Annotated in this window: 16 protein-coding genes and 3 pseudogenes; 10 read left to right on the top strand and 9 right to left on the bottom strand. The window is 69.6% G+C overall.

Features of this window, described 5'->3' with window-relative positions:
- Nucleotides 1–133 precede the first annotated feature (133 nt).
- From MZV50_RS04280 to MZV50_RS04255, 6 genes are all read left to right on the top strand, one after another.
- Nucleotides 134–661 (top strand): RNA polymerase sigma factor, encoded by a 528-nt coding sequence (locus tag MZV50_RS04280; protein WP_252633169.1) that lies wholly within the window; start codon nt 134–136, stop codon nt 659–661.
- Between the two features lie 85 nt (nt 662–746).
- On the top strand, nt 747–1,724 hold the full coding sequence (locus MZV50_RS04275) for a FecR family protein (RefSeq protein ID WP_252633168.1): 978 nt from the start codon (nt 747–749) through the stop codon (nt 1,722–1,724).
- Nucleotides 1,725–1,889: 165 nt separating this feature from the next.
- The gene (locus tag MZV50_RS04270; protein ID WP_252635331.1) at nt 1,890–2,126 is read left to right on the top strand and encodes an STN domain-containing protein; all 237 of its coding nucleotides are present in this window, start codon (nt 1,890–1,892) and stop codon (nt 2,124–2,126) included.
- A complete protein-coding gene (locus MZV50_RS04265) occupies nt 2,123–4,141 on the top strand; it encodes a TonB-dependent receptor (RefSeq protein ID WP_252635176.1) in 2,019 nt (672 codons plus the stop codon). The genes MZV50_RS04270 and MZV50_RS04265 overlap by 4 nt, the downstream gene beginning before the upstream one ends.
- 153 nt (nt 4,142–4,294) lie before the next feature.
- A complete protein-coding gene (locus tag MZV50_RS04260) occupies nt 4,295–5,128 on the top strand; it encodes a glycosyltransferase family 2 protein (protein ID WP_252633167.1) in 834 nt (277 codons plus the stop codon).
- Between the two features lie 7 nt (nt 5,129–5,135).
- Nucleotides 5,136–5,912: a polysaccharide deacetylase family protein gene (locus tag MZV50_RS04255; RefSeq protein WP_252633166.1), complete on the top strand. Its 777-nt coding sequence runs from the start codon at nt 5,136–5,138 to the stop codon at nt 5,910–5,912.
- Here the strand turns inward: MZV50_RS04255 and MZV50_RS04250 are convergent, their stop codons facing one another.
- Both MZV50_RS04250 and MZV50_RS04245 read right to left on the bottom strand, forming a co-directional pair.
- Nucleotides 5,913–6,038 carry a hypothetical protein gene (locus MZV50_RS04250; protein ID WP_223393019.1) on the bottom strand — a complete coding sequence of 42 codons (126 nt, stop codon included), beginning with the start codon at nt 6,036–6,038 and terminating at the stop codon, nt 5,913–5,915.
- 90 nt (nt 6,039–6,128) lie between these two features.
- Nucleotides 6,129–7,576, bottom strand: a pseudogene (locus tag MZV50_RS04245) (protein adenylyltransferase SelO).
- A 246-nt stretch (nt 7,577–7,822) separates the two neighbouring features.
- Between MZV50_RS04245 and MZV50_RS04240 the strand changes: the two are divergent.
- Both MZV50_RS04240 and MZV50_RS04235 read left to right on the top strand, forming a co-directional pair.
- Complete coding sequence (locus tag MZV50_RS04240; protein ID WP_252633165.1) at nt 7,823–10,339, top strand: TonB-dependent receptor; 2,517 nt, start codon at nt 7,823–7,825, stop codon at nt 10,337–10,339.
- A 190-nt stretch (nt 10,340–10,529) separates the two neighbouring features.
- The gene (locus MZV50_RS04235; protein WP_252633164.1) at nt 10,530–12,947 is read left to right on the top strand and encodes a M28 family metallopeptidase; all 2,418 of its coding nucleotides are present in this window, start codon (nt 10,530–10,532) and stop codon (nt 12,945–12,947) included.
- A 143-nt stretch (nt 12,948–13,090) separates the two neighbouring features.
- Here MZV50_RS04235 and MZV50_RS04230 read toward each other — a convergent pair whose 3' ends face one another.
- The 7 genes and pseudogenes from MZV50_RS04230 to MZV50_RS04195 form a co-directional block, all read right to left on the bottom strand.
- Nucleotides 13,091–14,956 (bottom strand): AMP-binding protein, encoded by a 1,866-nt coding sequence (locus MZV50_RS04230; RefSeq protein ID WP_252633163.1) that lies wholly within the window; start codon nt 14,954–14,956, stop codon nt 13,091–13,093.
- 223 nt (nt 14,957–15,179) lie between these two features.
- Entirely contained in the window at nt 15,180–16,715 is a 1,536-nt protein-coding gene (locus tag MZV50_RS04220) for a class I SAM-dependent methyltransferase (protein WP_252633162.1), read from the bottom strand.
- A gap of 68 nt (nt 16,716–16,783) precedes the next feature.
- Nucleotides 16,784–16,861, bottom strand: a pseudogene (locus MZV50_RS04215) (hypothetical protein); the annotation flags it as partial.
- 43 nt (nt 16,862–16,904) lie between these two features.
- Entirely contained in the window at nt 16,905–17,087 is a 183-nt protein-coding gene (locus MZV50_RS04210) for a DUF3606 domain-containing protein (protein WP_252633161.1), read from the bottom strand.
- Nucleotides 17,087–17,263, bottom strand: a complete 177-nt coding sequence (locus tag MZV50_RS04205) for a hypothetical protein (RefSeq protein ID WP_252633160.1) — start codon at nt 17,261–17,263, stop codon at nt 17,087–17,089. The genes MZV50_RS04210 and MZV50_RS04205 overlap by 1 nt, the downstream gene beginning before the upstream one ends.
- Before the next feature lie 1,031 nt (nt 17,264–18,294).
- On the bottom strand, nt 18,295–19,734 hold the full coding sequence (locus MZV50_RS04200) for an aldehyde dehydrogenase family protein (RefSeq protein WP_252633159.1): 1,440 nt from the start codon (nt 19,732–19,734) through the stop codon (nt 18,295–18,297).
- A 97-nt stretch (nt 19,735–19,831) separates the two neighbouring features.
- Entirely contained in the window at nt 19,832–20,302 is a 471-nt protein-coding gene (locus MZV50_RS04195) for an NUDIX domain-containing protein (RefSeq protein ID WP_252635174.1), read from the bottom strand.
- A gap of 288 nt (nt 20,303–20,590) precedes the next feature.
- Here MZV50_RS04195 and MZV50_RS04185 point away from each other — a divergent pair, with 288 nt between their 5' ends.
- Entirely contained in the window at nt 20,591–21,352 is a 762-nt protein-coding gene (locus MZV50_RS04185; protein WP_252633158.1) for an SDR family oxidoreductase, read from the top strand.
- A gap of 15 nt (nt 21,353–21,367) precedes the next feature.
- Nucleotides 21,368–21,771: pseudogene (gene folB / locus MZV50_RS04180) on the top strand (dihydroneopterin aldolase).
- Nucleotides 21,772–21,775: the final 4 nt, after the last annotated feature.

The following is a 21,775-nucleotide window of genomic DNA, read 5'->3' as shown; positions in this document are numbered from 1 at the left end:
CAAGTCGCGAGGGGGCGATATCTGCCTGCCGGGCACGGGAATAGGCGACCGAACAAACGATCGTCTTTCCCGGAAAAAGATGGATAGTGCTGCGCCTTGCAAGGGGTGGCGACTGGCGGATGCGGGTGATCTTTTGAGCGTAGCGGACTCGGACAAGGCCGCTCTACTGGGCCTGTACGAGGAAAAGCGCGCCAATCTGGTGCGCTTCTTCGCCGCGCGCCTGGGCTCCCGCGCCGAAGCCGAGGATCTCGTGCAAGACCTTTATATTCGCATCAGCGGCATGGATTCGCTGGGCGCCGTCGACAACCCCTCGGCCCTGCTGCATCGGATCGGATCGAACCTGATGCTGGACCGCCTGCGCAGCCTGAAGCGGGCCGGCGCGCGCGACACCGACTGGCGCGACATCAACACGACCGTCGTGGCCGGCCAGGACGTCACCGACGAACCGCCCGCCGACGAGGTCCTCGCCGGACGCCAGCGCCTGAAGGCCCTGGTCGAGGCCGTCGAGGACCTGCCCGAGAAGACGCGCCAGGCCTTTCAGCTGCACAAGCTGGACGGCCACAGCCACGTCGAGACAGCCCGGCGCATGGGCATCAGCGTCAGCACCGTCGAAAAACACATCAGCTCGGCCTTAAAGACCCTGACGAGGCGCCTGCGGTGATTTATGCAGTTGCACATGGGGGACGGTGCGTCAGGGCGACGTCTACGTTCAGGGGGATGATGGATCCTCGTCGGAGCAACGCCGGATGAGCCGGTCAGCGCAACATCTGCAAGAGGCGGCCGACTGGCTGACCCGACTGCAGCGGCCGGAGGTCGATGAGACCGACTGGCTGGCGTTCGACGCTTGGCTGAGCGAGCCCGGCGCGCAGGAGGCGTATGACGCCATCCAGGCCGTCGACGAGGAGATCTTCCAGCGGGGTCCGGCCGTGCGGGGGGCATTGGTTGAACCCAGGCGCGTCGCGGCGAAGCGGACGTTCACGATCGACTGGCGTTGGCTGGGCGGTCTGGGCGTGGCCGCCGCCGCGGCGGCCGTCGCCATCGTCGTCGCGCCGTGGGGCGAACTGCTGCCCCAGCCCGACACGCTGTACACCACCGCCAAGGGTGAAAACCAAGCCATCCAGCTGGCCGACGGCAGCCGCATCGACCTGAACACCGACTCGCACCTGTCGGTGCGCCTCGAGAAGGACGCCCGCCGGGTCACCGTGCACGACGGCCAGGCGCTGTTCGACGTGGCGCACGACCCATCCCGGCCATTCCTGATCACCGCCGGCGACGAAACCGTTCGCGTGGTCGGCACCAAGTTCGACGTTCGCCGCCGCGATGGCCAGCTCAACGTCACCGTCCTGCGCGGCCTGGTCGAGGTCTCGACCGACGGCGAGGATTCGCCGGTGCGCCTGCGCCCGGGCCAGATGCTGGAGCATTCGGAAGGCGCCTCGGGCGTCGTCGTCCGCGTCGTGGCGGCCGAGGACCAGGTGGGCTGGCGCTCGGGCCGGTTGATCTATCGCGACCAGCCGCTGGGCCGCATCGTCAGCGACATGAACCACTATTTCGACCGGCCGCTTCGCCTGGAAGGCGAAGACACCGCCAATCTCAAGTTCTCCGGCGTATTGATCGTGGATGGGCAGGATGCGATGGTCCGCCGCCTGACCAGCCTGATGCCGCTTTCGGCGACGCCAACCCATGATTCGATCGTCCTGCGCGGAAACGCTTCCGCGCCGAATTGACGCCTGCCTACGGGCCCGATCCTGAGACGGGCCTCGCTTCTTGTCGCCGCCAGCATCCTGGGCCTGGGCGCCAGCGCGCAAGACGTCGCCGCCGCGCCGACTCGCGCGCGCCTGGACATCCGCAAGCCCACCATCTCCGAAACCCTGATCGAGCTGGGCGTCCGCATGAGCGTCACGATCGGCGGCGTCGAGGCCTGCAAGGGCGCGGGCGTTCCCCTGGTCGGGACCTTCGACCTGCGCCAGGCGCTGGACCGGGCCACGGCGGGCAAGGGCTGCGTCTACACCCTCGTCGACGCCCAGACGGTCCGCCTGTCGCCCAGCCGGCCCGCCGCTCCGCCGCGCGTCGTCGCCGCCGCGCGCGCGCCCGTCGCCAGCGAGCCCATCGCCCCCTCGCCCCGCTGATCATCAACGCCGGCAAGCGACCGCCGCGCCTGGGAACCCTGCCGGGCGGCGTCAGCGTCATCGGCTCGCCGCAGCTGCAGGACACTGGCGTCGGCGAGACCGGATCGGTCGCCCGCCAGACCGCCGGCTTCATCACCACCAACCTGGGCGCGGCGCGTAACAAGATCCTGCTGCGCGGCCTGTCGGACGGCACCTTCACCGGCCGGACGCAGTCGACGGTCGGCACCTATCTCGACGACGTGCCGGTCAACTACAACGCTCCGGACCCGGACCTGCGCCTGATCGACGTCGACCGCGTCGAGGTGCTGCGCGGTCCGCAGGGGGCGCTGTACGGCGGCGGCTCGCTGTCGGGCATCTACCGCATCGTCACCCGCCAGCCGGAGCTGGGGACCTATTCGGGCTCCATCGGCTCGACCATCGCCAAGACCGAGTCCGGCTCGGACAGCTATCGCGTCGAGGGCATGATCAACGCGCCCACGGGCCCGAACTCGGCGGCGCGCGTGGCGGCCTATTACGATGTCGACGGCGGCTATCTCGACGACGTCAATCTGCGCCTGTCCAACGTCGACAAGACCACGCGCCGGGGCGGCCGCGTGGCGTGGCGGCTGGACCTTGGCGACTGGCAGGTCAAGCTGGGCGTCGCCGGCCAGAACACCTCGTCGAAGGACACCCAGTACGTCACCCTGGCTCCCGGCGGCCCCCGCCGCGCCAACCAGGTGCGCGAGACCCACCGCAACAAGCTGGGCGAAACCTCGCTGAAGATCAGCGGCTCGGGCGACTGGGGCCACTTCGAGTCGGTGACCGGCTATGTCACCCACGACTACGCCAGCCGCTACGACGCCACCCTGGCCCTGACCGAGTTCTCCGACACGGCCCAGGAGCTGGGCCTCTACGACGAGTCCGCCAAGGTCCGCATGGCCGTCGAGGACGTCCTCTACACCGGTCCGGAACTGGGTCGCCTGCGCTGGATGATCGGCGGCTTCCTGGCCACCAGCATCGAGGAGAGCGACGCGGAACTGCGGGCCCGCTCGGGCAATGTCACCCGCAGCTTTTACGACGAGGACCGCAAGGACCGGCTGAACGAATACGCCCTGTACGGCGAGGCGACCTACGACCTGGGCGCCGGCTGGAAGGTCGCCCTGGGCGGGCGGGCGTTCAAGACCACGGTCCACACCCGCTCCTACGTCACCGCGCCCGCGCCCGGTGTCTCGCGCGACATGGACCGCGAGGCGGGGTTTAGCGGCTTCTCGCCCAAGTTCTCGGTGCAGCGCGACCTGGCCGGCGGCGGGCTGATCTACGCCCTGACCTCCGAGGGCTACCGCGCCGGCGGCTTCAATTCCGGCGGCCTGGTCACGCCCAACGAGGCCCGGCGGACCTTCCGCCCCGACCACCTGCGCAACTACGAGATCGGCGCGACGCTCAATCCGTTCCGGGGCCGGGTGAACCTACGGGCGGCGCTGTTCTACGACGACTGGCGCAACATCCAGACCGACCAGTACTTCGGCTCGGGTCTGTCCTACACCGCCAACATCGGCAACGGCCGCAACCGGGGCCTGGAGGTCGAGGCGGCTTGGAAGGCGACCGCACACCTGACGGTTTCGGGCAACGCCCTGTTCAACGAGCCCAAGCTGACTCGCATCGCGCCCGGCTACGGCATCACCGACAGCGCCAGCCTGCCCGGTGTGCCGGATGTCTCGTTCGGCAGCCTGGTCACCTACCAGCGCCCGATCACCGCCAGGGCCACGATGATGCTGACCGCCGAGACCGGCTACATCGGCGAATCGCGCCTGACCTTCGACCCGCGCTATTCGCCGTCGATGGGCGGCTACTATACTGGCAAGCTGTCGGCCCAGCTGATGACCGACCGCTGGCGCGCGGCGCTGTTCGTCAGCAATCCCTGGAACAGCTCCAGCGACACCTTCGCCTACGGCAACCCCTTCAGCTTCGGTCAGGTCCGCCAGGTGACCCCACAGCGCCCGCGCACCTGGAGCCTGGCCCTGTCGGCCAACTTCTAGTCCGGCCCTCGCCAGCCAGAGCCAGCCCGCGCCGCGCATTTGTTGCAAAGCTTACACATTTCTTACCTCGGGGACTGGGGGAGCCCCCGAACGGCGACGTCTTCTCATCGAGACGGCTGCGGGGGCGTGGCCGTTCGATCGAGGAAATTTCTGATGGCCAAGCTTTCGGCCCTGATCTGCGCGCACAACGAAGAGCAGCGCCTACCCGCCTGCCTGGCGGCCCTGAGCTTCTGCGACGAGATCGTCGTGGTCGCCGACCGCTGCAGCGACGGCACCGAGGCCATCGCCCGCCAGTGCGGCGCCACCGTGGTGTCCGGCATCTTCCCGATCGAAGGCCCGCGCAAGCACGCCGGCATCGCCCGCTGCACCGGCGACTGGATCCTGGAGCTAGACGCCGACGAGGGCGTGACCCCGGCCTTCGCCCAGGAAGTCCGCGAGACCATCGCGCGCGAGGACGCCGCCGACTGGTACCAGATCCCGGTCGACAACTATGTCGGCGACCAGCTGGTCCGCCACGGCTGGGGCGGCTCGTTCGGCACCTCGTCGGTCGCGCGCCTGTTCCGTCACGGCCACAAGTCGTGGAAGGCCGAGCGGGTCCATCCAGGCGCCAAGCTGGAAGGCCGGTTCGGCGGCCGCCTGACCCAGCCGATCCAGCACATGGTCGACGAGGACATCGCCGACATGTTCGCGCGCCTGGGCCGCTACACCGCCCTGCGCGCGCAGGACCTGGCCGACAGCGGCAAGATCAAGGGCGTCGCCGACGACGCCTTCCGCGGCGTGCGCAGGTTCTTCAAGTGCTATGTCTCGCGCAAAGGCTACAAGGAAGGCGAGCTGGGTTTCCTGATCTCGCTGATGGCCGCCCTGTATCCGATCCTGTCGAACCTGAGGGCGCGCGAGATCCTGCGTGGTCGCGCCCGCGCGCTCGGGACGGAACGCCCGATCGCCACGCCGGCCCCGCTGCCGCTGCGGGCCAAGGCCGTCCAGTAGGCGCGCGATGCCGGCCCGCCTGCCCCTCGCCTTCCGCCTGGCGCTCGGCCCGGAGCTTCGGCTGTGGGCCAAGGCCGGCCATGCGCCGGTGCTGTGGTGGCGCGACGACGACGCGCGCGGCCCGACCGGCCCGCTGGAGCAGCTGCTGAGCCTGGCCCGCCGGCGCGAGGCGCCGCTGACCCTGGCCGCGATCGCCGGCCCGCACCTGACCGACCTGGTTCGGCGGGTCGAGACCGAACCCGGCGTCGAGATCGCCGTCCATGGCTTCAGGCACGTCAACCGCCAGCCCGAAGGTCGTGGCTTCGGCGAGATCGTCGAGGGCGACGAGGTCGAGTGGGTCCGCTCGCAGCTGCGCGCCACGGTCATGGCCTTCCACCGCGCCGGCGTGGCCCCGAGCCTGTTCGTGCCCCCATGGAACAATCTGCGGCCGCAGCTGCTGGAGGCCCTGCCCGACTCTCCCCTGAGCGCGGTCTCGGGCTTCGACCAGAACGCCGGCGTGACCGGCGGCGTGGCGCGTCTGGATGCGCATCTGGACGTCCTGCGCTGGAAGGACGGCGCCCGGTTCCGGGGGACGTGGAAGTTCCTGTCGCGGATGCGGCGGCTGTTGAAGCAGCGTCGCCTGGCCGGCCAATGGAATCAGCCTATCGGGCTCCTGACCCATCACCTGGATCACGACCACGCCACCTGGCTGTTCCTGGAACAGTTCCTGGCGATCTTCCCGATCCGGTCGCGCGCCGACCTGATGGGCGACGCACCGGCCGAGCCGACCGCGCTCAGCGCCTAGCTAGGCCAGTTCGGGACGGTCGCGCATCCACTCGCCGACGGCCCGCGCGAAGCCAGGCACACCGAGCGCGCCCACGAAGGACATGGCCACGGCGCAGACCAGCATGATGGGTTGGAAAATGCGCATCGGGAATCTCCACGCGGCGTTCGTCGAGGGCACTGTGCCGCGATTGTAAGACGGAACCTTGACGGTTGTTCCGCGCGCGAACGAAAAAATTCAGGGTGCGGCGTTTTTGGCGCCATCCCACGATAGCCCATAGGCGACGCGCGCCGCCTCGATCCGGTCCAGCTTGGCGTACAGCGGCACCCAGTCGTCACGCTCGGCGATCGGCGCCCACAGGGCCTCGACTTCGTCGACGATCAGCTCCTCGGGCTCGGGGCGCTGGAAGACCGGATCGGCCAGGCGCTCGGGACGATCCGGCTCGAACGCGGCCAGCCGACGGCGGAAATCCAGGAACGTCTCGGTCCCGTAGAGGCCGGCGCGCGGCCCGGCCAGCGCCCGCGCTTCCGAAGCCTCGCCCCCGAACCAGTCGAAGAAGAACGGCTCCCAACGCAAGGCGTCGCCGCCCTCGGCCAGGGCGCGGAAGGCGGCGTTGACCAGCTCGATGTCGGCCTCGCCCCCCGGCTCCTGACCGCCAGGCGGTCGAGGATCGCGCCGCGCAGGGCTAGGCGGTAGGCGTCGGAAAAGCCGTTCAGCGCCGCCAGCAGCCCGGCTTGGTCGGTGACCAGGGTCAGGCACGCGGCCAGCTGCTGCAGGTTCCAGAACACCGTCTCGGGCTGGCGGCCAAAGCTGTAGAGCCCCTGGTGGTCGAAATAGGCGGCGACGAAGTTCGGGTCGTTGCGCGGCAGGAAGCGCCAGGGTCCGTAGTCGAAGCTCTCGCCGGTCACGACCATGTTGTCGGTGTTGAGCACGCCATGCACGAAGCCGGCCGCCATCCAGCGCGCCAACAGCCTGGCGCTGGCGGCGATCGTCGCCTGCAGCAGCGCCGCCGGCCGGTCGGCGACGTCGGCCAGATGCGGGTAGTAGGTCTCGACCACGTGGTCGACCAGCTGGGTGATCAGGTCGCGCTGGTCGAAATAGGCCAGACGCTGGAAGGTCCCGAAGCGGATGTGGCTGTGCGACAGCCGGGTCAGCACCGCCGAGCGGGTCGGGCTGGGCTCGTCGCCCCGCGTCAGGGCCTCGCCGGTCTCGACCAGCGAGAAGGCGCGCGAGGTCGGAACGCCCAAGGCCTCCAGCATCGACGCCGCCAGGATCTCGCGCACCCCGCCCTTCAGGGTCAGGCGACCGTCGCCCGCCCGCGACCAGGGGGTCTGGCCCGAGCCCTTGGTGGCCAGGTCCAGCAGGCGGCCGGTTCCCTGTTCGCGCAGCTGGGCGAACAGGAAGCCGCGCCCGTCGCCTAGGTCGGGGTTGTAAACGCGGAACTGGTGGCCGTGGTAGCGCATGGCCAGCGGGATCGACTGATTGTCGGGCAGCGGCGCGAAACGGCCGAAATGACCGATCCAGTCGGCGTCGCTCAGCCCCTCCAGCCCCACGGTCGCCGCCGCGCGATCGTTCCGGAACCGGAGGATCGTCTCGGGAAAGTCCGCCGGCTCGACCGGATCGGCGAAGTCACGGCCCAGGGCCTGGAAGCGCGGATCGGGGTGATAGGCGGGCGAGAGGCTCATGCTCGCCAGATGAGAGCCGCCCGCCGTCCGCGCAAGCCCTTTTCGAATTTCGATGACGGCCCGCGAACGCTGTCGCTTCCCGGCAACAGAAATTCCCAGAACCTTTTCACGACAAGGGATTTCGCTTGCCGAGACGGGGAGCGGCGCCTAACCCTTGGCTATCCATTCGAACAATCGTTCGGGCGGAGCAACGAAAAACAAGCCGGGGGCGGGCAAGCGTTCTCGGCCAACGAACCGAGGTAGGAAATGCGCTTCACCCAGGTGCTTTGCGGCACTGCGTCCGCTGTTGTCCTCGCCGGTCTTGGCGCCACCAGCGTCGCGCAGGCTCAGGAAGCCGACTCCCAAACCATCGACAGCATCATCGTCACCGCCCAGAAGCGGGAACAGAACCTGCAGGACGTGCCGGTGGTGGTCACCGCCGTCGGCGCCAAGCTGCTGCAGGACACCGGCGTCAAGGACATCAAGGATCTGACGATCCTGACCCCCGGCCTGACGGTCACCTCGACCTCGTCGGAAGCCTCGACCACCGCCCGCGTGCGTGGCGTCGGCACCGTCGGCGACAACCCGGGCCTGGAAAGCTCGGTCGGCGTCGTGATCGACGGCGTCTATCGTCCCCGCAACGGCGTCGGCTTCGGCGACCTGGGCGAGATGGAGCGCATCGAGGTGCTGAAGGGTCCGCAAGGCACCCTGTTCGGCAAGAACACCTCGGCCGGCGTCATCAACGTCGTCACCAAGGAGCCCGAATTCGGCTTCGGCGCCAACGGCGAGCTGACCTTCGGCAACTACGGCGCCAAGGGCGCGGCCGCGTCGGTCACCGGCCCCCTGTACGAGGACAAGCTGGCCGGCCGTCTCTATGTCGCCGCCCGCAAGCGCGACGGCTACAACGACGTAGTGACCGGCAAGGGTCCGTCCGACCGCGACCAGGACGCCGACCAGAACTTCTACACCGTCCGCGGACAGCTGCTGTTCGTTCCCGACGACAAGGCGACGTTCCGCGTGATCGCCGACTACAGCCGCCGCGACGAGAACTGCTGCGGCGCGGTGCAGATCCGCACCGGCCCGACCGCCGGCCTCCTGGCCCTGGTCTCGGGCCAGACGGTGGCCCTGGCGCCCACCGCAGATCCGTTCAAACGCGTGGCTTACTCCAACCGCGGCGCGCCGGCCAAGATCGAGGACAAGGGCGTCTCGCTGCAGGGCGACATCGACCTGCCGTTCGGCACCCTGACCAGCATCTCGGCCATCCGCAACTGGCGCACCGACAACGGCCAGGACGCCGACTTCTCGACGGCCGACATCACCTATCGCAACAAGGACGGCACGAACTATTCGGAGTTCATGACCTATACCCAGGAACTGCGCCTGGCGGGCCGGAGCGAAAAGTTCGACTGGCTGGTCGGCGCCTTCCTGGCCGACGAACGCCTGACCAACCGCGCCAACTTCTACTACGGCAACGACTACGAGCAGTATCTAGGCCGACTGCTGTCGCGCTCCGCCGCCAACCCGGCCGGCGTCGCCAACTTCATCGCCCTGCTGCTGAACCGCGCGCCCAACACCTCGTTCGCCGGGGGGCAGGGCTTGCGCGACCGCTATGACCAGCGCGCCACCACGGTGGCCCTGTTCACCAACGACACCTGGCACGTGACGGACGCGTTCGAGATCACGGCCGGCCTGCGCTACACCTCCGAAGAGAAGACACTCGACACCTATCAGACCAACACCGACGGCGGAGTCGGCTGCGGCACGGCCCTGTCGGCCGCCGGCCAGGCTCGAATCGCCAGCATCGTCGGCGCGGCGGCGACCCCGACCGTCATCGGCAACCTGTGCCTGCCCTGGGCCAACGCGCTGTTCAACGGGCGCGGCACCAAGCAATCGCGGACGGACAAGGAGTGGAGCGGTACGGTCAAGGCCTCCTACCGCTTCTCGCCGGAAGTGTTCAGCTACGCGTCGTTCGCGCGTGGCTACAAGGGCGGCGGCTTCAACCTCGACCGCACCCAGTCTTCCAACGGCCTGCCCTCGGGCGGCGCGGGCGTCACGCCGATCTACGACACCTCGTTCCCGGCCGAGTTCGTCGACAGCTACGAGGTCGGCCTCAAGAACACCCTGTTCCACCGCACGGTGCTGCTGAACATCAGCGCCTTCTATCAGAAGTTCACCGACTTCCAGCTGAACACGTTCCTGGGCACCTCGTTCGTGGTCCGCTCGATCCCGGAAGTGAAGTCCAAGGGCGTCGACGCCGACTTCCTGTGGTTCACGCCGATCAAGGGCCTGATGGTCCAGAGCGGCTTCACCTATGCCGACACCAAGTACGGCAATCAGCCGATCCCGAACGATCCGGGCAACGCCTTGGCGCTGCTGCCGGGCAGCCGGTTGTCGCTGGCGCCCAAGTATTCGGCCTCGGGCTCGCTGACCTACGAGACGCCCATGGGCGACAACCTGAAGGCCCGCTTCAACATCGGGGCGAAGTACTCGTCGTCGTACAACACCGGCTCGGACCTGTTCCCGCCGAAGGTCCAGAAGGCCTACACCGTCGTCAACGGCCGCGTGGGCCTCGGCTCGGCCGACGATCACTGGACCGTCGAGCTGTGGGCGCAGAACCTGCTGAACGAGAAATACATGCAGGTCGCCTTCAACGGTCCGCTGCAAGGCTCCTCGGGCTTGTCGGCGACTCAATCGACCTACAACGCGGCCCTGGACACCGTCACCTACGACGCGTTCCTGGGTGCGCCCCGCACCTACGGCGTGACCCTGCGCTCCAAGTTCTGACGGGAGGGGGAAACCGGCGACGCTCTCGAGCCGTCGCCGGCTTTCGGAAGAAGGGAAGGGCGATCCGGGCGACCGGGTCGCCCTTTTCCGTGGACGAAGCGCTTCAAAGGGCCACAGCAGGGGTTTGCGATCGGCGCGCATCACCTCACCCTGGCCCAGGGGATTCGCTATCGCGCCGGAGGCACGCCCGATGAAGACGATCCGCTTCCTCGGTTTCTGGATCTGCCTGATCCTGGGCCTGGCGCTGGGCGCCTGGAGCCAGCGGCCGCCCGCCCCGGTTCCCGCCAGCGCGCCGGCCACGGCCTTCTCGGCCGACCGCGCCATGACCGACGTCGCCGTCATCGCCAAGGCTCCCCACCCGACCGGCTCGGCCGAGATCGTCCGGGTCCGCGACCACCTGCTGGCCCGGATCAACGCCTTGGGGCTGGAGGTCTCGGTGCGGCCCGGCGAGGGCTTCCGGCCCTATTCCGACGACGGGCGGGCCCTGGGCGTGGCGGCGGTGCAGAACATCGTCGGCGTGCTGCCCGGGCGGGATCGCGCGCTGCCGGCCATCCTGGTGATGAGCCACTACGACTCGGTCCCCAACTCGCCCGGCGCGGCCGACGACTCCACGGGCGTGGCCGCCGCCCTCGAGATGGCCCGCGCCCTGAAGGCGGACGGGCCGCACGCCCGCGACGTCATCTTCCTGTTCACCGACGCCGAGGAGCCGGGCCTGCTGGGCGCCGACGCCTTCTTCAATCGCGACCCGATGCTGGAGCGGGTCGGCCTGGTCGTGAACCTGGAGGCCCGCGGCGACGCCGGCCGCGCGGCCATGTTCCAGACCGGCCCCGGCAACGGCGCCCTGATCGGCGTCTTCGCCCGCGCCGCCAAAGGTCCGTCGGCCAATTCGATGGCCTCGACGGTCTATGAGAAGATGCCCAACGACACCGACTTCACCCACGCGGTGAAGCGGGGCCTGCCCGGGCTGAACCTGGCCTTCATCGACGACCAACTGGGCTATCACACGCCCCTGGCCCGGCCCGAGCACCTGGAGAAGGGCAGCCTGCAGCACATCGGCGACCAGGCCCTGCCGACCGTCCGCGCCCTGGCCGACGCCCAGGCCCTGCCGGCCCGGACCCAGAACGCCATCTATTCGGACGTGCTGAGCCTGGCCCTGGTCAGCTACCCGCCGCTGGTCGGCTGGATCCTGTTGGGCTTGGCCGCCCTGCTGATCGGCTTCACGGCCTGGCGCACCCTGGCGGCCGGCGCGGCCAGCGGCTGGGAGATCGGCCGAGGCGTGGCGGGCCTGCTGCTGATCGCCACCAGCGCCGCCCTGGTCCTGCACCTGGCCGGGCGCGCCCTGATGATCCAGGACGTCCAGCGCTATTACGGCCTGCTGGTCCGCTTCAACCACCTGCTGTGGGGCGCGGGCCTGATCGCCGTCGCCGTCGGGCTGGGCGTGGCCACGGCCCAGGCGCGCGGCGCGGACCGGGTCATCCCCTGCGTCGTCCTGCTGGCCCTGGGCGGCGCGTGCAGCCTGGCCGGCGGCTTCGATCCGATCGGCCTGGGCCTGGGCGTCGCCGCCTGTGTGCTGGCCGCCCTGGCCCTGGGCTTCCGCACCGGCGTGCTGGGCGCCTGGATCGGCGGGATGATCGTGCTGCTGATCCTGTCGACGACCGCCCAGGTCCTGGCTCCCGGCGCGACGGTGATGCTGACCTGGCCGCTGCTGGTCGCCGCCGTCGGCGCGGCCCTGGTCATCGGTGTCGGCGGCACGCGGGACAAGCGGGTGGCGCTGGCCCTGACCTTCGCCATCGGCCTCCTGGCCGTGCTGTCGACCGCCCAGCTGAGCGCCTGGGGCGCCTGGACCTTCGCCGGGATCGGCCTGACCGAGCCGGCGATCCTGGCCCTGTTCGCCATGCTGGCCGCCCCGGCCCTGTCGCCCCTGGCCCACGACTTCGCTGTCACCCGCTGGGCCTGGCGCGCCGCCGCCCTGCTCGCCGTGGGCGGGATCGCCCTGATCGCCAACGCCGGGCGCCCGGGCGGCGAGCCCGGCCGCCCGGCCATCACCCAGGCCATCCATGTCGCCGACCTCTCGACCGGCCAGGCCTGGCGCGTCGCCGACCAGGCCCAGCTCGACGCCTGGACCAAGGCGACCCTGCCCGACGACGGCGGCTCGGATCCCAAGCCACAGACCCTGGCGCCGTTCTGGCGCAAGCCAGTGTGGATGTCCGAGACCCGCGCCGTTCCGGTCCCCGCGCCGCAGCTGACCGTCGACCGCGCCGAGGACCGCCTGCTGGTCCGCCTGATCCCCGCGCCCGGGGCCGAGACCGTCACCCTGCGCCTGCGCCCCACCGCCCCGCTCAGCTCGCCGCGCCTGAACGGCCGGCCGATCACGCTGAACACCGAGGCCGGCCAATGGTCCAGCCTGACCTATCACGCCCCCGACCCGAACGGCGTGACCCTCAGCTTCACGACCTCGGGGACCGGCAAGGTCGAGGTCGCGGCGCTGGAGTATCACGAGGGCTGGCCGGTGCTGGCCAAGGCCCCGCCGGCCAAGCCGGCGGACCTCATGGCCTTCGGCCAGTCGGACAAGACGGCCGTACTGGTGCGCGGTGGGATCGGATGGTGAGTTGCAACGACCCGTTTCCCCGGCGAAAGCCGGGGGCCCAGATCTCGAGACGCTTGGGCTGATGGGAAGCGCGCGGCGCTCATAGACCCCCCAGCGCTTTTCCATCTGGATCCCGGCTTTCGCCGGGAAGACGGCGTTTGGGGTTAGACCGAAAACACCCCTTCCCCCGCCTCCCGAGCGTACAACGCCTCGACCCGGTCCGCCCGCCGCTCCAGCGTCGCGCGCTGGTTGACGTAGCCCTTGTCGGTGATCTCGCCCGCGTCGATCGAGGGCGGTTCGGTCAGGATGGTGAAGCGGCCCACCCGGCGCGACGAGCCGCCAGCCGCGGCGTTGAAGGCCGAGAAGCGCTCGCGCAGGATCGCCACCAGCTTCTCCAGCGGCGTGCCCGGCCCCGGATCGGCGACCAGCGCCGACAGCCCGGCCGGCGAGGGCCACAGCATCGCGCCGACGAACGGCTTGTCCTGGCCGGTGATCACCGCGTCGTGGACGTAGGGGCTGCAGGCGGCGACGATGTCGGGGCGCAGCACGCCGACGCTGACCCAGGTGCCGCTGTCCAGCTTGAAGTCCTCGGTCACCCGGCCGTCGAACACCAGCCCCTTGGCCGGGTCGTCCGGATCGACGAACCGCGCCGCGTCGCCCAGGCGATAGAAGCCCTCCTCGTCGAAGGCGGCCAAGGTTTTCTCGGGATCCTTGTGATAGCCGGCCGCCACGGTGGGGCCCTTCACCCGGACCTCGAACTTCGAACCGCTGGGGGCTAGCTTCAGCTGGATGCCCGGCAGGGGCAGGCCGACCAGCCCGACCCGCTCGGTGATCCAGTGGGTGACGGTGATGCCCTGCGTCTCGGTCGCGCCGTACATTGTCGTCAGCGGGATACGCTGGCCCGTCTCGGCCACCGCCAGCGCCTGGATGCGGTCATAGACGTCGTTGCTGAGGGTCGCGCCGCCATAGCCCATGTAGCGCAGGTTCTTGAAGAACGAGCGCCGCAGGGCCGGATCGTTCTCCATCGCCTCGGCCAGCATCGAGAACGCGATCGGGGCCGAGCCGAACACGATCGGCGAGACCTCGTACAGGTTCTTGATCGTCGTCTCGAACAGGCCCGGCAGCGGCTTGCCCTCGTCGATATGCAGGGTGCCGCCGGCCCACAGCACGCCGTTGAAGCCGATATTGCCGGCCGAGATATGGCTCCAGGGCATCCACTCCAGGCTCTGGGGGACCTCATCGGGATCGAGCGCGTCGGTGCGGATGCCCTCCTGGCCCGCGATCACGCCGGCCATCATGCCGTGGGTCTGGGGCACGGCCTTGGGCAGGCCGGTCGAACCCGAGGTGAACAGGTACTTGGCCACCGTCGCCGGGCCCAGGCCGTCTCGCGAGGACGCCACCACCGCCGTTGGCTCGGTCGCCGCCACCTCGGCGAAGGCGATGGTCCCTTCGGCCCCATCCGCCGTGATCACCGCGATGGTCGGATCGAGGGCCTTCAGGGTCTCCAGCGCCTTGCCGAACAGTGGCCCGCTCTGGGCGAAGACGACGCGCGGAGCGACCTTGTCGAAGCAGTGCTTCAGCTTGGCATGGTCGGTCGAGATCAGGCTGTAGGCCGGGCTGATCGGCGCGGCCGGGACGCCGGCGGTATAGGCGCCCAGGGTCATCAGGGCGTGCTCGATTGAGTTGCCCGACAGGATCATGACACTGTCGTCGGCGGTCAGACCCTGGTCCAGCAGCCATTGGGCGACCCCCTCGACCGCCCGCAGCGCCTGGCCATAGGTGACGCCGCGCCAGGGGCCATGGTTCGGCGCGCGTTGCTTGATGTAGGGCCGATCCGGATGCTCGGCGGCCTTGCGGGCCAGGAGGGCGGCGATCGAGACCGGCCCCTCGCCCGGCGCGTGGTTCGAGGTGATGACGATCGAGCCGTCGGCCCGCCGCTCGACGCTGACGTCGGGGCCCTTCATGGCCAGGGGCTTGAACGGAACGCTGGATACGTCGCGCGAGGGCGACGCGCCGTCTGGCGGCGTCATGGTCTCACTCCCTCAGGTTATCATTGTTCTGTTGGAAGTGACGGTAGCGGAAAGCGCGGACGCGGCAAGGCTGCCCTTTGGGGAAGGCTGGGCGGGATGACCAATCCTCCCCCAGCGGGGGAGGTGGCCGAAGGCCGGAGAGGGAAGTGCTGCCGAGCCTGCCTCTTCCCCCTCCGTCGTCTCTTCGAGCCGACACCTCCCCCGCTAGGGGGAGGATTGGGGGCTACGCGATCCCCAGGCCGCGCCAGTGGGGCAGCTCGGTCTGGGCGAAGGCGCTCGCCTGGGCCTCCAGCATCGCCAGGGCCGCGTCGGGGGCCACCGCCGCGCCGGCGGCCACCAGGGTCTGGCCCTGGCGCGCCAGCACGTCGGCGGCGAACCGCGCCCAGTCGGCCGGCCCCTCGCCGCCGTCCTGCAGCGACAGCCAGAACAGCTGCTGGAAGCGCGAGGCGCTGATCGTTCCGCCGGTGGCCGGCGCGGCCAGGAAGCCCAGATCCTCGGAGTCCGCCGCCCGCTGGGCCAGCGTCCGGTTCAGCGCCCGGGCGGTCCCCGTCGCGCGATCCGCCGCGTCGGCCGCCTGGGCCGGGGCCAGGGCGCCCTGGCTCATCAGCGCCACCAGCCCCATGGTCAGGTCCGAAAAGGCCACGCCGGCGGGCAGGGCCGCCTCCAGCGCGCCGATCGTCCGGGGCTGGTAATCGCCCATCACGTCGTAGATCGCGTCGTACAGCGCGCTTCTCAGTCCGGTCTCGGCGAAGACCCCGTTGGCCTTGTCGGGCCGCTGGGCGAGCGGCTTGGTCAGCACGACCCGGACCTCGCGCAGCGCCCGGCCCTGCTCGGCGGCGCCCAGCGTCCGCGCCCCGCGCAGCCAGTAGTCGCGCCGGAACTGGGCCTGCACGGCCACGTCGCGGAAGGTCTCGCGCAACGACGGATCGGGCAGCTCGCGCAGGAACGCGGCCATGTCGCCCGACACGTTTAGCCCCTCCAGGTGGTCGGCCATCCAGGCCGAGGTCGCGAACGACAGCTTGGCCGGGCCCAGCAGGCGCTCGACCTCGGCGAACCACATCGGGGTCCAGTGGTCGTTCATGTATTCGTGGACCAGATAGGTCCGGTCCTGGCGCACGATCCCCTGCAGCCGCTCGGTCACGGCCGGGTTCAGGCGCGAATAGATCGGGTCCAGGGCGAAGAACCGCTGCAGCGTCGACAGCGCCGGATCCAGATTGGCCGCGTCGCCCAGCCCCGGCGCGCCCAGGGTGTCGACATGGCGCTTCATCAGGTGGCGCAGCGGCGCGGCCACGGCCCAGCCGGGCTGGGTGTTGTACGAGAGGTAGACGACGCCGCCCGGCTTCAGCTTCTTGCGCAGGAAAGCCACGACCTCGGCCCGGACCGCGTCGCTGATCCAGCTCCAGATGCCGTGCAGGGCGATGAAGTCGAAGTCCGGCAGATCGGGCCGGGCGGCGAACTCGGCGAAGGCGTCATCGGTGAACGTCGCCCGCGCGCCGCTGGCCTCGACCAGGTCACGGGCGAAGACGGCCTGGGCCGGGGCGAAGTCGCAGCCCCACCAGTCCATGTCGGGCTGGGTCGCCGCGTGGACCGCCGCCGAGCAGCCCTGGCCAAAGCCCAGCTCGCACGCCGTCTGGATCCGCGGCGCCCGCAGCCCCTTCAGCAGCAGCGGCAGGGCGGCGCGGACCGGATTGAGTTCGGCATAGGTGTGGTAGGTGTAGCCGGTCTCGACCGCGTAGCCGCCGCTCCAGTCCGCGCTCATCAACCGCTCCACGAGTCACTCGCGGCAGACGGTGGGCTGGCAAGAGCGGAAGGACAATCCCCTACTCGCCCCCTCCGCGCTACGCGCTCCTCCCCCGGAGGGGGAAGAAGGATAGCGCGAACCTTCCGCCCCCTCCGGGGGCGGACGACCGCGAAGCGGTCAGGTGGGGGCTTGCGGCGTCGCCGCGCCTCAGCGCTTCTTGCCGAGCTCGGCGGCGATGTCCTTGGTCATCCGGCCGACCTTGCGGTGGGCGGCGGTCAGTTGATCGCGGGTCACGCCCCAGCGCTTCATCCAGTATTCGACGGCCTGGCGCTCGGTGAGGTCCAGACGGTCCTTGTCGATGAAGCCGCGCTTGTCCTTGAGTCCGGCCATTACTTGCTCATCCAGGGTTTGGAGGCGCCCGTCGCGGCGCGGGCGGCCTGCTGTCGCTGAAACTTGCCCCCGCGTGGCGGCCTGGGGCGCGCGTCGAGCGCCGCCTGCTTGAGGCGCAGGGCGCGCTGGATGGGGGTCTCGCCAAGTGGCGCTTCTGGGGGCGGGGCGGTAGTCATGAGGGGAGCGTACCTGAAACCCTCTCCCATAGGGAGAGGGAGGGACCCGCGCCCAGCGCGGGAGGGTAAGGGGCGCGCCCTGTCGGGTCGAAGTGGGGAATGACCGCGCCTCGCACGGCCGCCTCTGGAACCCCTTCCCCCCCCACCGCCTCCGGCGGCGGGCCCCGCCCTCTCCCCATGGGAGAGGGTGTCGGAAAGACCTTCTCCCCGGAGAAGGAGCCCGCCTTACATCTCACGGCGAGACGATCGCCGGGCTGTCAGGTCACTCAAGGCATGCCCTCGGGCTGGCGAAGCCAGACCCGGGGGACGACGCTCCGCGTCGCCGCGGCGCGGCCGCCGGAGGCGGTCCTTGACTGACCTGGTCAGTCCGGCACGCTGCTGCCTTCGAGAGATGTAAGGTTAGCGCCGACCTGGGCGGTCGCACTTCAAACCTAGAAGCGCTTTTCGCTTCTATCCTGCCGCTCGCACGTACCTCGAAAGGCCATCCCCAACCCACCGATATCTATATCGCCAGTGCTGCGGTCGATACGCACCGTAGCCCGATTTACCGGATTGAGCCGAAATCTAGCAGTGATCGTATCGTCTGAGACATTGATGTCCGACAGGACCCACCAACCATCTTTGCCGCCGGTATTGATCGGAGGCACTAAGGATCTGGGCACCCTAACGCGACCGCCATCCGCTCTAAGGTCTAGAAGCAGTCGCTCGTCAAACCGCTCTTTTCGGTAGGTTGTGGCGTCAGCGGATGCCGTTCCGCCCGCATTGTTCGACGCGCTCAATGTGGTTGTATCAGCCACCACACGCGTCCCAGTTCCGTCGCACCGCAGAAGAAGATCAATACTCGGGGACGAATTCGGACCATCGTCAGCCATTGCAGAAGACCATGCAAAGGCAAGCGCGCTAGCTACGATTATGCTCGATCGCTTCATAGCTCCCTCAACATGCCCATACTGACACCCTTGCGCACGTTAAGCAAAAGGGCGGAGCTCCCGGCCCCGCCCTCTCCGTCTAAGTCAGCGAAAGCCGCCCCCCTACTCAGCCGCCACCTTCGCCGAGTACCCCAGGATCGCCTTCGTCTCCAGGAACTCGCCAAACGCGTGGTCGCCCCACTCGCGGCCGTTGCCGCTCATCTTGTAGCCGCCGAACGGGGCCATCAGGTCGGGGCTGGCGCCGTTCAGGTTGACCTGGCCGGCGCGGAGCTTCGAGGCCACCTTGCGGACGTTGTCCTGGTCGCCGCCCGAGACATAGGCCGCCAGGCCGTATTCGGTGTCGTTGCCGACGGTGACGGCTTCCTCGACCGTGTCGTAGCCCAGGATCGAGACCACCGGGCCGAAGATCTCCTCCTTGGCGATGGTCATCTCGTTGGTGACGTTAGCGAAGATGGTCGGCTTGACGTAGTAGCCCTTGTCCAGGCCCTCGGGCCGGCCGACGCCGCCGGTGACCAGGGTGGCGCCCTCGTCGATGCCCTTCTGGATCAGGCCCTGGATCTTGTTCCATTGGGTCTCGCTGACCACCGGGCCCATCTTGTGGTTGCCGTTCGGGTCGCCGACCGTGTGGCTCTCGGCGGCGGCCTTGGCGATGGCGATCACCTCGTCCATGCGCTGGCCCGGGACCAGCATGCGGGTCGGGGCGTTGCACGACTGGCCCGAGTTCATCATCACCGAGGCCACGCCGCCCCCCACCGCGCGGGCGAAGTCGGCGTCGTCGAGGATGATGTTGGGGCTCTTGCCGCCCAGCTCCTGGTGCACGCGCTTGACGGTCGGAGCGGCGTTCTTGGCCACCTCGATGCCGGCCCGGGTCGAGCCGGTGAACGAGACCATGTCCACTTCCGGATGGCTGGAGAGCGCCGCGCCGACCGTGGGGCCGTCGCCATTGACCAGGTTGAACACCCCGGCCGGGACGCCGGCCGCGTGCAGGATCTCGGTCCAGACATAGCCGCTGAACGGCGCGATCTCGGAGGGTTTGAGCACCATGGTGCAGCCGGTGGCGATGGCCGGGCCGACCTTGCAGGCGATCTGGTTCACCGGCCAGTTCCACGGCGTGATGAAGGCGCAGACGCCGATCGGCTCCTTGACGATCCGGGTCGTGCCCCGGTCTTCCTCGAACCTGTAGTCCTTGAGCACGGCGGCGGCGGTCTGGACGTGGGCGATGCCCATGGCGGCCTGGGCGCGCTGGGCCAGCCAGGCGGGGGCGCCCATCTCCTCGGTGATGGCCTTGGCCATGTCCTCGAAGCGCTTCTGGTACTCGGCGATGATGCGCTCGAGGATGTCGATGCGCTCCTCGCGGCTGGTCTGGGAGAAGGTCTCGAACGCCTTGCGGGCGGCGCGGACAGCCTTGTCGACGTCGGCGGCCGAGCCCAGCGAGATCACGCCGGCGACCTCCTCGGTGGCGGGGTTGATGACGTCCAGCGGCTTGGGCGTGACCGGATCGACCCAGGCGCCGTCGATGTAGAACTTGGTGTACTCGCGCATGCCGTTCTCCTGCCCTTGGATGGTGGGGGCCGCTCTGAGGGGCGGTTTCAAACAGGCATTTAATGTGATCAGCGTTCAGGTGGGAAGGGTAAATCCCTCACCACATCGGGTCGCTGTCCGCCCCGTGCAGCGCTTCGGCGATCCGCCGCCGGGTGGCCTTCGTCGTTTCCTCCGGCAGGTCGTGCGGATCGAACCACCCCACCGCGTGGATCTCGCCGGCCGCGTCCGAGGGACAGGGCTCCCAGGCCTCGACGCGGTAGACCAGCACATGGTCGCCCGGATGCAGCACCTCGTTGCTGTGGGCCGAAACCAGGACCGGACGCGACAGGGCCCGCACGCCGGCCTCCTCGGCCAGTTCGCGCACGACGGCGGTCTCGGCCGTCTCGCCGCGCTCGACCCCGCCGCCGGGCAGGTACCAGCCCTTGATGTAGGTGTGCTGGATCAAGAGGACCTTGCCGGCCTCGTCGGTGACCACCGCCCGCACGCCCAGGGTCAGCCCCCGCGTGAAACGGAAGAAGGCGTAGACCAAGGGCCGGGTGAACGGTTCGATGCGACGTCGCCAGAGCATGAAGGCGTTGTAGGCGATCTCGCCCGCCAAGCCGAGGGGACGCCCTCGCCCTTCGACAGGCTCAGGGTGAGGACGAATGTGGGCGCCGGTTCAGTCGAAAACCTCACCCTGAGCTTGTCGAAGGGCGAGGTTTGCGGCCCCACCGCTTGCGGTCGCTCGCCAGCGCCGCTAAAGCCGCAACACTGTTTCCTCTGTCCGGAGCCGCGCCATGCTCGCGATCGGTGTCATCGCCCTCTTCCTCGGCGTCATCTGCGTCCTGAACGCCGTCGAGTTCGGCCGCATCGACTAATGACCCGGACGGCGCGCGGCGCGGCCCTGGTCACCGGCGCGGGTCGCCGGATTGGCCAGGCCCTGGCCTTGGAGGCCGCCCGCGCCGGCTATGACGTCGCCGTCCACCATCGCGCCTCAGCCGACGAGGCCGAGGGGACGGCGCAGGCCGTGCGGGCCCTGGGCCGCCGCGCGGTCCTGGTCCAGGCGGACCTCTCCGACGAAGCCGCCACGCGCTGCCTGATCGATCAGGCAGCCCGCCAGATCGGCCCCGTCACCCTGCTGGTCAACAGCGCCTCGGCCTTCGAGGACGATCGCGTCGGCGGCCTGTCGCGCGCGACCTGGGACCTGCACCTCGAAACCAATCTGCGCGCCCCGATCGTGCTGGCCGAGGCTTTCGCCGCGGCGCTGCCCGAGGGCGCCCCGGGCCTGGTGGTCAATATCGTCGACCAGCGGGTGCTGCGCCCGAACCCGCAGTTCTTCAGCTATTCCCTGGCCAAGGCGGGCCTGTGGTGGGCGACCCGGACGCTGGCCCAGGCCCTGGCGCCGCGCATCCGCGTCAACGCCATCGGCCCCGGCCCGACCCTGCCCTCGACGCACCAGGCCCCTGGCGAGTTCGAGGCCGAGGCCGCCGGCACGCCGCTGCAACGCGCCGCAACGCCCGACGAGGTCGCCGCCGCCCTGCGCTATCTCATTGACGCGCCGTCGGTCACGGGCCAGATGATCGCCGTGGACGGCGGCCAGCATCTGGGCTGGCAGACGCCGGACATCGTCGCTCCGTAACTAGAGAGGCCGCCCTTGGCCGCAGCTCCGCTTCCCGACGCCGCTCCGGCTCAAGACCTGGCCCGCGTGATCGTGACCAAGGTCTTCGTCCGTGGCCTGAAGGTCGACGCCCAGATCGGCGTCTACGACCATGAGCACGGTCGCATGCAGCCGCTGGTCGTCGATGTCGAGCTGGACGTGGCCGCCAGCCACTGCGAGCGCCTGGGCGACACCGTCAACTACGAGATGGTCGGCGAGGCCGCCCGCGCCATCGCCGCCGAGGGCCACATCGACCTGGTCGAGACCTTCGCCGAGCGCCTGGCCCAGGCCTGCTTCTTCGATCCTCGCGTGACCCGCGCCCGGGTGCGGGTCGAAAAACCCTGGCCCTGGCGCCACACGCGGCCGCCGCCGGCGTCGAGATCACCGCCGTCCGCGCCTAGCGAG

The sequence above is a fragment of the Caulobacter segnis genome, from assembly GCF_023935105.1.
GTDB lineage: Bacteria > Pseudomonadota > Alphaproteobacteria > Caulobacterales > Caulobacteraceae > Caulobacter > Caulobacter segnis_B.
The sequence above is the reverse complement of the archived record's forward strand: the minus strand, read 5'-3'. Positions and strand labels throughout refer to the sequence as shown.

What these genes read in the sequence shown, in the direction of transcription:
- MZV50_RS04275 (WP_252633168.1), top strand. Translation starts at nt 747, where the DNA reads ATGAGCCGGTCAGCGCAACATCTGCAAGAGGCGGCCGACTGGCTGACC.
- MZV50_RS04270 (WP_252635331.1), top strand. Translation starts at nt 1,890, where the DNA reads ATGAGCGTCACGATCGGCGGCGTCGAGGCCTGCAAGGGCGCGGGCGTT.
- MZV50_RS04260 (WP_252633167.1), top strand. Translation starts at nt 4,295, where the DNA reads ATGGCCAAGCTTTCGGCCCTGATCTGCGCGCACAACGAAGAGCAGCGC.
- MZV50_RS04255 (WP_252633166.1), top strand. Translation starts at nt 5,136, where the DNA reads ATGCCGGCCCGCCTGCCCCTCGCCTTCCGCCTGGCGCTCGGCCCGGAG.
- MZV50_RS04250 (WP_223393019.1), bottom strand. Translation starts at nt 6,038, where the DNA reads ATGCGCATTTTCCAACCCATCATGCTGGTCTGCGCCGTGGCCATGTCC.
- MZV50_RS04240 (WP_252633165.1), top strand. Translation starts at nt 7,823, where the DNA reads ATGCGCTTCACCCAGGTGCTTTGCGGCACTGCGTCCGCTGTTGTCCTC.
- MZV50_RS04235 (WP_252633164.1), top strand. Translation starts at nt 10,530, where the DNA reads ATGAAGACGATCCGCTTCCTCGGTTTCTGGATCTGCCTGATCCTGGGC.
- MZV50_RS04230 (WP_252633163.1), bottom strand. Translation starts at nt 14,956, where the DNA reads ATGACGCCGCCAGACGGCGCGTCGCCCTCGCGCGACGTATCCAGCGTT.
- MZV50_RS04220 (WP_252633162.1), bottom strand. Translation starts at nt 16,715, where the DNA reads ATGAGCGCGGACTGGAGCGGCGGCTACGCGGTCGAGACCGGCTACACC.
- MZV50_RS04210 (WP_252633161.1), bottom strand. Translation starts at nt 17,087, where the DNA reads ATGGCCGGACTCAAGGACAAGCGCGGCTTCATCGACAAGGACCGTCTG.
- MZV50_RS04205 (WP_252633160.1), bottom strand. Translation starts at nt 17,263, where the DNA reads ATGACTACCGCCCCGCCCCCAGAAGCGCCACTTGGCGAGACCCCCATC.
- MZV50_RS04200 (WP_252633159.1), bottom strand. Translation starts at nt 19,734, where the DNA reads ATGCGCGAGTACACCAAGTTCTACATCGACGGCGCCTGGGTCGATCCG.
- MZV50_RS04195 (WP_252635174.1), bottom strand. Translation starts at nt 20,302, where the DNA reads ATGCTCTGGCGACGTCGCATCGAACCGTTCACCCGGCCCTTGGTCTAC.
- MZV50_RS04185 (WP_252633158.1), top strand. Translation starts at nt 20,591, where the DNA reads ATGACCCGGACGGCGCGCGGCGCGGCCCTGGTCACCGGCGCGGGTCGC.